Source organism: Streptomyces sp. NPDC055103 (assembly GCF_053607625.1).
On record NZ_JBSGTX010000012.1, the window covers coordinates 99,412 to 112,502 of the forward strand.

11 protein-coding genes are annotated in these 13,091 nt (G+C 71.1%); 7 read left to right on the top strand and 4 right to left on the bottom strand.

All coding sequences use genetic code 11. The annotated features are described in order from the left end of the window. Positions 1-53: 53 nt before the first annotated feature. Both ACWFR1_RS10790 and ftsH read left to right on the top strand, forming a co-directional pair. Entirely contained in the window at positions 54-860 is an 807-nt protein-coding gene (locus ACWFR1_RS10790) for a CBS domain-containing protein (RefSeq protein ID WP_453548933.1), read from the top strand. A gap of 389 nt (positions 861-1,249) precedes the next feature. Then, positions 1,250-3,232 (top strand): ATP-dependent zinc metalloprotease FtsH, encoded by a 1,983-nt coding sequence (ftsH, locus tag ACWFR1_RS10795; protein WP_453548936.1) that lies wholly within the window; start codon positions 1,250-1,252, stop codon positions 3,230-3,232. 200 nt (positions 3,233-3,432) lie between these two features. On the opposite strand, the gene ACWFR1_RS10800 is transcribed toward ftsH, so the two are convergent. Then, complete coding sequence (locus tag ACWFR1_RS10800) at positions 3,433-3,891, bottom strand: CBS domain-containing protein (RefSeq protein WP_453548938.1); 459 nt, start codon at positions 3,889-3,891, stop codon at positions 3,433-3,435. Between the two features lie 598 nt (positions 3,892-4,489). On the opposite strand from ACWFR1_RS10800, the gene ACWFR1_RS10805 reads away from it, so the two are divergent. Next, the gene (locus ACWFR1_RS10805; protein ID WP_453548940.1) at positions 4,490-5,818 is read left to right on the top strand and encodes a phosphoribosyltransferase family protein; all 1,329 of its coding nucleotides are present in this window, start codon (positions 4,490-4,492) and stop codon (positions 5,816-5,818) included. A 185-nt stretch (positions 5,819-6,003) separates the two neighbouring features. Beyond that, positions 6,004-7,068 (top strand): RNA 3'-terminal phosphate cyclase, encoded by a 1,065-nt coding sequence (gene rtcA / locus ACWFR1_RS10810; RefSeq protein WP_453548942.1) that lies wholly within the window; start codon positions 6,004-6,006, stop codon positions 7,066-7,068. Positions 7,069-7,071: 3 nt separating this feature from the next. Here the strand turns inward: rtcA and ACWFR1_RS10815 are convergent, their stop codons facing one another. Both ACWFR1_RS10815 and pyrH read right to left on the bottom strand, forming a co-directional pair. After that, positions 7,072-7,956, bottom strand: coding sequence for a universal stress protein (locus tag ACWFR1_RS10815; RefSeq protein WP_453548944.1), 885 nt, complete (start codon positions 7,954-7,956; stop codon positions 7,072-7,074). Between the two features lie 413 nt (positions 7,957-8,369). Further along, positions 8,370-9,089 (bottom strand): UMP kinase, encoded by a 720-nt coding sequence (gene pyrH, locus ACWFR1_RS10820; protein WP_453548946.1) that lies wholly within the window; start codon positions 9,087-9,089, stop codon positions 8,370-8,372. A gap of 422 nt (positions 9,090-9,511) precedes the next feature. Between pyrH and ACWFR1_RS10825 the strand changes: the two genes are divergently transcribed. The 3 genes from ACWFR1_RS10825 (at position 9,512) to ACWFR1_RS10835 (ending at position 11,278) form a co-directional block, all read left to right on the top strand. Next, complete coding sequence (locus tag ACWFR1_RS10825) at positions 9,512-9,946, top strand: DUF2267 domain-containing protein (RefSeq protein ID WP_453548948.1); 435 nt, start codon at positions 9,512-9,514, stop codon at positions 9,944-9,946. A 316-nt stretch (positions 9,947-10,262) separates the two neighbouring features. Next, on the top strand, positions 10,263-10,817 hold the full coding sequence (locus ACWFR1_RS10830; protein WP_453548951.1) for a CBS domain-containing protein: 555 nt from the start codon (positions 10,263-10,265) through the stop codon (positions 10,815-10,817). A gap of 32 nt (positions 10,818-10,849) precedes the next feature. Then, positions 10,850-11,278: an archease gene (locus ACWFR1_RS10835; RefSeq protein WP_453548953.1), complete on the top strand. Its 429-nt coding sequence runs from the start codon at positions 10,850-10,852 to the stop codon at positions 11,276-11,278. Between the two features lie 29 nt (positions 11,279-11,307). Here ACWFR1_RS10835 and polX read toward each other — a convergent pair whose 3' ends face one another. Then, a complete protein-coding gene (polX, locus tag ACWFR1_RS10840) occupies positions 11,308-13,035 on the bottom strand; it encodes a DNA polymerase/3'-5' exonuclease PolX (RefSeq protein WP_453548955.1) in 1,728 nt (575 codons plus the stop codon). Positions 13,036-13,091: the final 56 nt, after the last annotated feature.

Genomic DNA, 13,091 nt, shown 5'->3' on the forward strand with positions numbered 1-13,091 from the left:
GCCACCGTGCCGTCCCGGGCGCGAACGACCTGACCGCATCTGGAGACATCGCCATGACAGAACGTGAGAGGTTCGCAGCGGGTGCCGAGGCTCGCCGTGCCGTGCCGCGTCACGGCTGGCGGCCCGACGAGCAGCAGCGGCAGGACGCCTTGCTGCGTTACGTCGGCGCGATCGCGAACGTGTCCACGGCCAAGAAGGCTCGGCCCGCCGCCCAGGCACCCCGTACCGCCCTCCTCGTACGCGACCTGATGACCGCGCCCGCGCCGTCAGTCGCCGGGGACACCAACCTGCCCGACATCGTCCGGGCGCTGTCGGAGCACGGGACGGGGTCGCTGCCCGTCGCCGACACCGACGGCAGGGTCATGGGCGTGGTGTCCGAGGCCGATCTGCTCGCCGTGGTCGCCGCACGGACGCACCGGCCCAGCGCGGCGAGCCAGGTGCGGGAGACCAGGCCGACGGCCGAGCCGGGCGAGGAGACGGCCGAGACCCTCATGACCAGCCCTGCCGTCACGGTCCAGCCGGACATGACGGTCTCCGAGGCCGCCTGGCTGGTGGCCCTCTCCCGCCTCAAGCGCGCTCCCGTGGCGGAGCCGGACGGCCGGCTCGTCGGCACCGTCCACCGGCACACCCTGCTGGACGCCCTGCTCGGGGACGACGCAACCATGCTCGAGGGCGTGCAGGGCCGCATCAGGCACATGTTCCCCGAGGCCGCCGACACGGTGGAGGTCACGGTCAAGCAGGGAGCGGTCCGCCTCCGGGGCTCCGTGACGGGCGACGAAGGGGCGCGGCTGCTCGCCGAGGTGAAAGGGCTCGACCCGGTGACCGACGTGATCGACGAGCTGACCGTACGGGACGGATGAGCGACGGTGGGTGCGGGGAACCGGCGCACGTGGGGTCACAGCGCGTGCTCTTCGATGAGGGGTGCACCGTGCGGTTTCCCCACCCCGCTGTATTGCCCACGCGACGTGACTCGTGGGTTCGGACATGTGGGTTTCCTCCCGTTCCGCGCGGCGAAGCCGCAGGTCCGTTCCGGCCGGAGTGCGGAGGACGTGTGCGCTGTGACGTCGAGACCCCTGTTGCCGGTCGGGTGGTTTCTCCGGTCGGGGACGTGCGGTGACCCGAGGAGGGAAGTGGCCCGCGGTGGTTCGCTCATGCCGACAGCGGAGAGGGCGTTGATCCTTGAAGTGGGACGCCCACCCCGCGATCCACCCTCCTCTGCGCATCCGGGAACCGCCGAGGGAGCCGTCCGTTGATCACATCAGTCCACTTCTCAGGCCGGCATCTGTCGCGCTCGGCAAAATCGGGCCCTCCGCGTGAGCCGCCCAAGCCGTCGGAGCCCTCGCCGAGGCCCTCCTGGACGCGCTGGCTGCTGCCCATCGCCACATTGGTCCTCCTGCTCGTAGTCCTGCTGCGAGTCCCCTCGTCCCCGCAAGGGGCGAAGCTGTCGTACAGCAACTTCCTCGGCAAGGTGAGCACCGGCCAGGTCAAGACGGTCGACATCAACGACAAGGGCGCGGTCAGCGGCACGCTCAAGGACGGTAAGAAGTTCACCACACGGATCCCCACCGCCCTGGACAACAGCCGCCTCGAACAGCAGCTGCAGTCCGGGAAAGTGGAGATCACCGCCTCCCGGAGCGGCGGCAGCCCCTGGGGGACGCTGCTGGTGCTGTTCCTGCCCGTGCTGGCCATCTTCGCCCTGTTCCTCTGGGCCGGCCGCCGGGCGGCCGGGGCAATGACCGGGGGCCTCAGCGCCATCGGGCGGGCCCGCGCCAAGATCATCGAGACCGAGCGCCCGACGACCCGCTTCGAGGACGTCGCCGGCTACGAGGGCGTCAAGCAGGAGATCGGCGAGATCGTCGACTTCCTGCGCAACCCCGAGCGCTACGCCGCCGCAGGCGCCAAGGGACCGCGCGGCGTGATCATGGTCGGTCCGCCGGGCACCGGCAAGACCCTCATCGCCCGCGCGGTGGCCGGCGAGGCGGAAGTCCCGTTCCTGTCGGTGACCGCTTCCGCGTTCGTGGAGATGTTCGTCGGCGTCGGCGCCTCCCGCGTGCGCGACCTGTTCACCGAGGCACGCAAACGGGCACCCTCGATCATCTTCATCGATGAGATCGACGCCGTCGGCAGCCGCCGTGGCGCGGGCGCCCGGCTGGGAGGCAACGACGAACGCGAGCAGACCCTCAACCAGCTCCTGGCCGAGATGGACGGCTTCGACCAGTCCGTGGGCATCGTGGTCCTGGCCGCCACCAACCGCCCCGAATCCCTGGACCCTGCCCTGCTGCGCCCCGGCCGCTTCGACCGGCATGTGACGGTGCCGCTGCCCAACCAGGCCGAGCGGGCGGCCATCCTGGCCGTCCACGCCCGCGGCAAGACCCTGGCACCCGACGTCGGCTGGGATCCGGTCGCCCGGGCCACTCCAGGCTTCTCCGGCGCCGATCTGGCCAACCTGGTCAACGAAGCGGCCATCAACGCCGTCCGGGACGGCCGTGCCGTCATCGAGGCCCGGGATCTCGACGACGCCCGCGATCGACTCCTGCTGGGGCGGCGGGAATCCTCCAACGCGCTGCTGCCTGAGGAACGGCGCGCCGTCGCGGTCCACGAATCCGGACACGCGCTCGTGGCGGCCCTGTGCGAGCACGCCGACCCCGTTGCCAAGGTCACCATCCTCCCCTCCGGGCCCGCGCTGGGCGCCACCGAGCAGCTCCCCGAAGCCGAACGGCACCTGTACAGCGAGGGCTACCTGACCGACCTGCTCGCCGTCCGGCTCGGTGGACGGGCCGCCGAACTGGTCGTCTTCGGCGAGGGCTCGACCGGTGCCGCCGACGATCTGGCCGGCGCGACCCAGATCGCCGTCCGCATGGTCCGCGAATTCGGCCTGTCCTCGGCCCTGGGCCCCGTCGGGTACGGATCCGGTGCCCCCCGCTACCTCGGCGGCGACAGCGCCGAAGACGCGCTGCGGCGGCCCTACTCCGAGCAGACGCAACGCGTCGTCGACAAGGAGACCGCCCGTCTGGTGCGCCAGGCAGAGGAACGCGCCACGGCCCTGCTGCGCGACCACCGCCAGGCGCTCGACACCCTGGCCGACCTTCTCACCGCCCGCGAGACGGTCGACGGGTCCGTGGTCCTGGAGGTACTCCGCCGCCGGAGACCGGACGGCCGCCACCCCGCAGAGGGCGACCACGATGCGGCGGTCGGGGCGACCCACGATGAGCAGGACCGGCCTACCGCGTAAGGCCGACGTGATGGTCGCCAGTTCGGTATCGGGTGCGGGCACGGGCCCCGCTGTGATTGCCGTGTCTGCCGTGGCGCCGGAACCGAGGGGCCGAGAGAGCCGATGACGCCACCGTGGGCGTCGTCGCCGATGCGGCGGCACGGACGAGGCGGTTACCCGCCTGGCCGGAGTTGCGATACCCCACAGGGAGTCGTGGTTCTTCAGCCGTGCGGCAGGGGAGCCTGCTGCCCACCCCGGAGGGGTTCGGGGATCTTCCTGGCGGCATCCACCACGGCCGCCAGGTCCGAAAGCTGCTGGGTGAGCTGCCAGAAGAGGTCGTCGAATGAGATCACGCCGACCAGCCGGCCCTCAGCCACCACCGGAAGGTGGCGCACCTGCGCCGACCGCATGAGGAGAAGGGCGACCGCCACGGCCGCTTCGGGGTCCACGGTCACCGGGACGGTGGACATCACCTTCTCCACCCTGGTCTGCGGGGACAGTCCGTCGGCCATGGCCCGTACGACCAGATCGCGGTCGGTGACGATGCCCACCACCCGGTCGTCGTCGACCACGGGCAGGGCCCCGACGCCCGCACGGGCCATGTGCTGTGCCGCCTCCTCGATGGAGGTCGAAGGAGGCACACTGGCCGGCGGTGTACTCATCACGTACTGGATCTGCACGGTCTGATCCCTGCCTTTGAAAGCGGGCCCCCGGCCCCCGCCGCCGACATCGTCACTGCCGGACGCCCACAGGTAACGAACTTTGTGTGCTGGCCCGCGAGCAGTGCGTGGCCTTCCCGAGATGTACTCCGTCAGAACTCCATTCTCGCGTCGACCGCACTACAACGCACTTGGGGAATCCAGGTGGAGCCGACGCACGTGCTCCTCTCCGTGGCCCTCCCGGGCCCGCCCGGAGGGACCGTTTCGCTCACTCGGCGCACGACCACGATGCGGAACGGGCCGTTGATTCGGGCGTGGCAAGTGGGAGGCAGCCAGTCTCGAACGAGGTCGGCCAGACAGTCGGCCCCACGGGAAACGCGGATCTACGGGAGGGGCTGCAACGCGCATTGGCGCGCAGCGAGGCCGCGTTCGTGCGGCGTCTGGGTGTTGCGGCTGTGAGCAGCCAAGACGGCGGGGTGGAACCCGACAGCGAGGCTGGCGGCGCACCACGGTGACCGCGGCTTCCGCGGCGGTGCGCGACCGTGCCCTGCTGGGGCGAGCATGGAAGTACGGGGCACCGCGTTGCTCACTGTGTCCTCGGGGACGAGGAGGTCGGATCGTGTTCTTCATGGATCGTCGTGACGCTGGCCGTCAGCTGGCCGACCGGCTGGGACATTTCAAGGGAGCCGAGGTGGTGGTGCTGGGTCTGCCGCGTGGCGGAGTTCCGGTCGCCGCGGAGGTCGCCGACGCGCTGGGCGCGCCGCTGGATGTCTGCCTGGTGCGGAAGCTGGGCGTGCCCTTCCAGCCGGAGCTGGGCATGGGCGCGATCGGCGAGGGCGGCGTACGCGTGATCAACGATGAGGTGGTGCGTGCGGCGCGTGTCACCGCCGATGAGCTGGGCCAGGTCGAGGCCCGTGAGCGGGCGGTGCTGGAGGGCCGGGCCCGGCGCTACCGGGGCGGGCGGGCACCGATCGGGCTTGAGGGCCGTACGGCGCTGGTGGTCGACGACGGGGTGGCCACGGGGTCGACGGCGCGCGCGGCCTGCCAGATCGCCCGTGCACGTGGGGCCGCACGGATCGTGCTGGCGGTCCCCGTGGCACCGCATGACTGGACGGCACGGCTGGGCGGGGACGCCGACGAGTTCGTATGCCTGCACACTCCGCGGAACTTCTATGCGATCGGACAGTTCTACGTCGACTTCTCCCAGACCGACGACGACGAGGTCGTCGCCTGTCTGGAGGAGGCGATCGCCCGCCCGCTGAGCACCCTCCGCACCGGGCCGCGTCCCGCCGTGTCCGAGGACCGGGAGGTGGATGTGCAGGCCGGAGCCATGGTGCTGCGCGGGCAGTTGACGGTGCCTGCGGGCGCGAGGGGCATCGTCGTGTTCGCGCACGGCAGCGGCAGCAGTCGGCACAGCCCGCGCAACCGGTTCGTCGCGGCCGGACTCAACCGCGCCGGGCTGGGCACGCTGCTGTTCGACCTGCTCACCGAGTTGGAAGAGGCCAACCGGGCCAATGTCTTCGACACCGGCCTGCTCGCCCGGCGTCTTGCGGACGCCACTGGCTGGCTGCGCGGACAGCCCGAGGCCGACGGGCGTGCCATCGGGTATTTCGGCGCCAGCACCGGCGCGGCTGCCGCGCTGTGGGCAGCCGCCGAGCAGGGCGCGCGGATCGCGGCGGTCGTCTCCCGGGGCGGCAGGCCCGACCTGGCCGGGCCACGGCTGCCGGCGGTGACGGCGCCGACGCTGCTGATCGTCGGCGGCCACGACCAGCTGGTGCTCGACCTCAATGAGGAAGCACAGGCCCGGCTGCGCTGTGAGAGCAGGCTCGCGGTCGTGCCCGGCGCGACCCACCTCTTCGAGGAGCCCGGTGCCCTGGAGAAGGTCACCGATCTCGCGCGCGACTGGTTCACCGACCACATGGCCCCGGCCTCTCACGCAGCGGCCTGAGGCTGCGAGGCTGAACGCGTGCTCCGGTCACGGGCGGTGCTCGGGTGCAAGGCACGCCCCCCAACCTCGTTCGGGAACACACCTGGGGCACGCGAGGTGCGATGAAGACCCAGGGAACCGAGCCGCCGCAGGAGGCCATGACAGGTTGCGGCGTCAAGTGTGAGAGAGGCGTGGAGTAAGTCCTGATGAGCGCCCTCCTAGACATCGACGGAGCCGCGTGCTCCGGATCGGGCATGATCGTGCGCCAGGCGATGGCCTACGCGGCTGTGACGGGCACGCCGGTTCATCTGCGTAACGTCCGGGCACGCAGAGCGCGGCCAGGGCTGCGACGTCAGCACCTCTGCGCGGTCGAGGCGGTCCGCACGCTGGTCGGCGGAACGGTCGCGGGGGCGTCGCTGGGCTCGCGGGAGTTCACCTTCCGCCCGGCCGGACAGACGCCGCGAGGGCGGTACGCGTTCGACGTGGGGACAGCGGGATCGGCCACGGCGCTGTCACTTGCGCTGCTGCCCGTCATTGCCGGGGCTCACGAGCCGGTCCATGTCGAACTCACGGGTGGGCTGTTCCAGGAACGGGCGCCCTCCGCCTTCCATCTGCAGCACGTGCTCGCACCGCTGCTCGGCCGTATGGGTCTCGCCGTCACGGTCACCCTGGTCCGGCCCGGATATCCGCCGCATGGCGGTGGCGTGCTGCGGCTCGACGTGCGGCCCGACGGCCCGCTCGCGCCCCTGGAGGCCGAGAGGCCCGGGCCGGTGCAATCGGTGTGGGGGATCGCCCTCGCCTCCCACCTGCGAGAACGCTCGGTGAGCCGGCGGATGGCGGACAGCGCCCGCGAGGTCCTCGCCCGGGCCGGATATGAAGCCCGTGTCGAGGAACGTGACGACACGAGTGCCTTCCAGCCGGGCGCCGGGATCGCCATGTTCGCCGACCTGACGGGCGGGTGGCGGCTCGGAGCGGACGGGGCCGGAGTGCGCGGACGCCCGGCCGAGACGATCGGGCACGCCACCGCCGAGCGCCTCCTCGAGGACCTGCGAACCGGCGCGGTACTCGACCGCTACGCCTCGGACCAGATCATCCCGTTCGCCGCACTCGCCCGAGGCCGCAGCCGGCTGCGCCTGGCCGGAGTCACCGACCACGTACGCACCGGGATCTGGCTGACGAACCTCTTTGGCGTGGCACAGGCGTGCCTGGACGGACGCCTCCTCGTCGTCGAGGGGCGGCAGCCCCGGAGACCCGGCGCCGCAAAGGCGTGAGCCCTACTGAGGGCGCGCGTGCGGGACGACGATGACGGGGCAGTGCGCGTGGTGCAGTACGCCCTGAGTGACGGAGCCCAGGAGCATGCCGGTGAAGCCGCCGTGTCCGCGGGTGCCCACGATCAGGCCGAGGGCGTGTGCGGAAGCCGCGGTGAGGACCTGCACAGGGTGGCCCCGCACGACCTCGTGGTGCAGTTCTACCTCGGGATGGGCGGCGGTACGTCCGGCGACCACCTCCGACAGCAGCCGGCGGCACTCCTGGACAGCCGCGTCCTCGTCCAGGACTCCGAACCGCGGAGGTTGCCACACGTACAGCGCCCGCAGGTGTGCGCCGCGCAGTGAGGCCTCCTCGAAGGCGGTGTCGACGGCGGCGGCGGATCGAGGGCTGCCATCGACCCCGACCACGAAGAAGGGCGGCTGCTGGGCGGTGTGCTCCGGCTCCGGTACGACCACCACGGGGCAGGGGGCGTGCGCGATGAGCGGTAGAGCGACGGCGGCGGAGCTGAACAGCTCCTGGACAGCGCTCAGATGCCAGGAGTCGAGCACGACCGCTGTTGCGTTTTGCGCCTGCTCCCGCAACACCCATGCCGGATGCCCCTCCGCAAGCAGCCCGGACACCCGCACCCGCGGATGCCGGGACTCGACGAAGGCCACCGCCGCCTTCAGCACACGGTTCCCCGTCGCATGCAGCGCCTCGTTCCACTCCTCCCAGGTCGGGACCCCGCCCAGCGGCCGGTACCCGGGGGTCGGCACGTTCTGCGCGAGAACCAGCAGCAGCGGCAGGTGGCGGCGGCCCGCCTCGTCGGCGGCCCAGGCGAGTGCCGTGCGCCTTCCCGGATCGGGGTCGAGGCCGACCACGATCGGGGGACGCCCTACTTTGTGCGTCATGGCCGTCTCCTCCGGCACGAGGGTGTGTCTACGGGCCCTGGGAGAGCAGGATCAGTGGGCGAGTCGTGCGCCGTATGCCGCTCCCTCGGACGGGACGTCCTCTGACGAGATGGTGTCGTACGGGCCGTGCAGCATCGGTATCGGACGGTGTGCGGGCTGCCGGCCCACGATGAAGGGCGCAGCAGAGCCGAGTCGCAGGCGGGTCGGGCCCTGGCGGCACGTGCCCCGCCGGCCACCACTCATAGCCAGTTAACAACGGTTGGCCGGAGGCCGCAGCGAACAGGACTTCGGGGCGTATCGCCTGGCTTCCCGATGCGCAGGGCGGCGGTGACGTGATGCTGGGATCGGGCGTCGATCGGCGGAACCTTGCTCGGCGTGGCCGGCACACCGATGCCAGACGAACGGTGCGCACGTCAATCAGCGGTGACGCGGGTGCCGATATCGCGCCCTTCGCAGATCGCGGCCATGGCACCTGCCGTCGCGGCATCGAAGACATGCATCACCAGGCCCTGCTCCTCGGCCAGCACGAAAGCCGCGGTGTCCATCACCTTCACCCTCCGCTCCAGAGCCTCCCGGTAGGTGAGACGCGTGTACCGTTTCGCGTCCGGATGCGTCCTCGGATCGCTGTCGTAGACGCCGTCCACGCCGCGCTTGGCGACCAGCAGCGTATCGGCCGACAGTTCCAGGGACCGCTGCACCGCTGCGTAGTCGGCCGTGACAAACGGCTGTCCGGTGCCTCCGGCCAGCAGCACGATCCGGCCGCGCCGCAGGTGCCGGTCCGCACGCAGCCGGATGAACGGCTCGGCGAAGCTCTGCATCGGGACGGCCGTCATAACCCGCACGTCCGGTTCGCCGCGCGCGGTCAGCGCACCTCGCAGCATCAGGGCGTTCATCACCGTACCGAGCATGCCGATGTCGTCCGCCTCGGCCCTCCCGATACCCCAGTTCCCGGCCAGCCGTCCCCGGAAGAGGTTTCCCCCTCCGACGACCACCGCGGTCTGCACCCCGTGGTCGTGCACCGAGGCGACCTCGTCCGCCAAGTGCGCCAGGCAGGCCGGATCAGTCCCGGCACCGGCCGCCCCGGCGAACGCCTCGCCGCTGAGCTTGACCACGACACGCGCATAGCGGCCCATGGTTCTCCCTCCCTGCGCCTTGGGGTGACCCGCCGCGTGCGGCACAGGTCACCGAGCACGGATCATCAGGTGGTCGCCCGGCCATGTGGACAGGCACAAGATCATGCTCGGGCGGCGCCCCCAGCCGCGCACCTCGCCCATGGACCCCGGCGATCCACCCAGGCGCCTGTGACGCCGTGCGGTGCTGCGGCTGCCGACCGGTTCCGCCCGCCCTAGCATGGAGCCCATAGGGCAGGGAGTGAGAAGCCGACGAGCTCCGCCCGCGCTGCGCGCGGCGCATGCGACTCGACGGGCGCCGCCCGCACCCCGTCACTCCTGAATGAGCGGACTGCTCTCAGCACCAACCACGGCACCGCCGCGGCGTGCCCATCGTTTCCATGTGGCGCAGGGGCGTCACGCACGATCGGAAAAGGGGAAGACCCATGCCCGAGACCACCCGCCACCCCGACTTCGAGCACGCCATCCACACCGCGAACATCTGGCTGAAGGCGGTGTCGGAAGCTCTGGGTACCGAGGACCGCCATGCCGCCCACAGGGTTCTGCGGGCCTGGCTGCACACGCTCCGCGACCGGCTCACCGTCGATGTGGCCGCCCACTTCGCCGCCCAGCTTCCCGACCTGTTGCGGGGTGCCTACTACGACGGATGGGATCCCAGCACCGTACCGGTCAAGTACGACCGCGAAGGTTACGTCGACCGCTTCGTCCAGGAGGCGAAGGTCACCGCCGAGGAAGTGCCCCGGATCGCTCCCGCCGTCACCGGCGTCGTACGCGAACATGTCTCGCCCGGACACCTGGAGGCGGCACTGGAGCAACTGCCGCACGACATCCAGGCACTCCTCCTTCAGCCGACCGGCTGATCGCTGCTGCGGGTTCGCACCCGTCGGCATGGCGTCACCTGTCTCCGCTGGTCCCGCACCGCTCTCGCAGTCGGCGCGCGGTCCGTCGGAGCGCTCGTAGGTGTGTGAACGTGGGGTCGCGGGACCAAGCGCAAGGACCGGGCGCCGCCTTGCGCTTTCGCCCCATGGTGGCTGTCGGACAAGGTGCCTTCGGGCCGGAGAACGCGCCAGCCCACGGCGTCGCCCAGCAGGAAGGCCCAGACCTCGGCCTCCTCACGCCGAGCGCGTCACAGCCCGCCAGAGGTTCGGCCATCGATGGCGAGAGAGCCGTCCGGTCGTGCAGGCGGGCAACCGAAACCCGGCCCATGTGACTGAGGAAGCGATCGTGGAAGAGCAGCAGGAGGTCCTGGCGCGGACCGTCGGCGCGGTGATGCGCCCCGCGGTGGTCACGGTCGATGTCGGTGAGACGGTGCTCGTGGCGTGGGAGCTGTTGCAGCGGTCGGGTTCCCGTCACCTTCCGGTGGTGCGGTCGGACGGTCGCTGTGCCGGCTTGCTGGAGAGGGCTGATGTCGCGGTTGCGTGTGGGGCTCCCGCCGTTTCGCTGTCGGCGCTGCGGGTGGACGAACTCCTTCGAGGGCACGGGACGGCGCTCGTACACGTGGAGCAGACCGTGCGCCACGCGGTCGCCCTCATGGCGCACACCGAATCCGACGCCCTTCCGGTGCTGGCTGAAGACGGGCGTCTCGCCGGGGTGCTGACGGCTGCCGACATCGTCTCGGCCCTCGCCGGCCACCCGGTACGGAAGGAGTCGGCGGACCGTCGGCCACAGGCCGGCACGGTGTTGCCCGGGCTGCCGCCTCGGCGGGGCTACCGTGGCACGGCTGTTCCCTGACGGCCCGAGACGACGCGCGAGGGAGGCGAGGCGTGGACAGTGCCACCGCACGCGCTGGGTATCGCGGTGTTCCGCACACGGCGGACCTGCGCGTGGAGGCGTGGGCCCCCACGCGTGAGGAGTGCATGGCGCAAGCCGTACGCGGGGTGTGCGCGTCGTTCCTGGACTTGACGGGGGCGACCGGCGGCCGGCGGCGGGACGTCGTGGTGCGGGCGGAGCGGGATGAGGACGTGCTCGTCGCACTGTTGGACGAGGTTGTCTACCGGCTCGACACCGAGGGCGAGGTACCGGTTGATGTCGAACTGGCCCCGGCCGACGGTGGGGTGAGGGGCGTCCTGTGGATGGCAGATGCCGGGTCGCTGCCCGTGACGGGTGCCGCTCCGAAGGCCGTCACGCTGCACGGGCTGGCCATGACACACGGGCCGGACAGTTGGACGTGCTCGGTGACACTCGACGTGTGACTCCCGCCGGGGACGGGAAGGCGTCGTGCTCAGCCTGCTCGGTCTTTACGGAGGAACTGGCGCAGCCGTCGAAGGGGCCAGGTGTTGATGACGTCGTCGGTGGTGAGCCATCCGCGTTGTGCTGTGCCGACGCCGTAGCGGAGGTAGGCGAGCTGGGGGATGGAGTGGGCGTCGGTGTCGACGGCGAACTTCACCCCGTGCCTCCTGGCCCGGAGGATGTCCTCGTCGCCGAGGTCGAGGCGGTCGGGCTGGGCGTTGATCTCCAGAGCCGTTCCGGTGCGGGCGCACGCTGCGAACACCTCGTCGAAGTCCGCGTCGATGCCCGGCCGTTTGCCGATGAGACGGGTGGTGGGGTGGCCGATGACGTTGACGTACGGGTTCTCGCAGGCGCGGACGAGCCGCCGGGTCATCGCATCCCGGTCGAGGCCGAAGTGGGAGTGCACCGAGGCGACACAGAGGTCGAAGTCGCGGAGGAAGTCGTCGGGCCAGTCCACCTCGCCGTCCGGGGCGATGTTGAGTTCGGTTCCGTGCAGGAGCCGCATCCGGTGGTGCCTGCCGTCCAGGGCCCGTACGTGTTCGCGCTGGGCGAGGATCTTCTCGTCGGTCATGCGCTGCATGGGCAGGTCGGGCGCGTGGTCGGTGACGGCGTAGTACGCGTAGCCCCGTGCGGCGGCGGCCGTCACCATGTCCTCCAGCGGGGCGAGGCCGTCGGTGAGGTCGGTGTGGGTGTGCAGGTCGCCCCGCACGGCGTCCTCCGTCACCACCTCGGGCAGCTCACCGCGGAGGCCGGCTTCGATCTCGCCGCGGTCCTCGCGCAGGGCGGGCGGGATCCACGGCAGGCCGAGCCGGGCATAGACCTCCTCCTCGGTACGGGAGGCGACCCGCTCCCCGCTCTCCGTCTCGAACAGGCCGTACTCGGAGAGCTTCAGCCCGGCGTGGACGGCGATCGTGCGGATGTGGATGTTGTGCGCCTTCGAACCGGTGAAGTACAGCAGGGCGGCGCCCCATGACTCCGGCTCCACCACCCGCAGGTCGACCTGGATGTTGTCGACGGTGCGGACGGAGGTCTTCTTGGGGCCGTGGACGAGGACTTCCGCGGTGGAGGGCAGCTCGGTGAGCGCGTCCATGAACGGGGCCGACCGGTCGGCGGCGACGAGAACGTCGATGTCGCCGATGGTCTCCTTCATGCGACGCAGCGATCCCGCGTAGGCGCAGTCCTCACAACCGCTGATGCCGGAGAGCTCCGTGGCGATGTCCTCGGCGGCCTCCATGGCGGTACCGAGGAGGATCCGCCCGCCCGCCTGTCGCAGGAGCTTGATGCCGTGCAGGATGTTCGCCTCGGTCTTCTCGCCGAAACCTCGCAGGTCGCGCAGCCGTTCCGCCTTGATGGCGTCGGCCAGCTCGTCCACCGAGGAGATGTGCAGCTCCTCGTAGAGCGCCATCGCCTTCCTGGGACCGAGGGTGGGGATGGCCATGAGCTCCCGCACCCCGGCCGGGATCCGGGCCCGCCGCTCCTCGACCACCGCGACCTTGCCGGTGCGGAAGTACTCGACGACCTTGTCGGCGATCGACTTGCCGACGCCCGGGATCTCCCGCAGACCCGTGGCGTCGAGGTGGGACACGTCGGCGGGGTACCCGCCGATCGCGCGGGCCGCCTTCTCGTAGGCGCGCGCCTTGAACGCCTCGCCTCCGGTGATGGCGATGAGGTCCGCGTACTCCTGAAGGAGCGCCTCGACCTCTTCGTTGGGCCGGACCACGTCTTCCAGTCTAGGAACCGGATGTGCGCCGCGCTCCTCCGCGCGCGAAGCGGCGA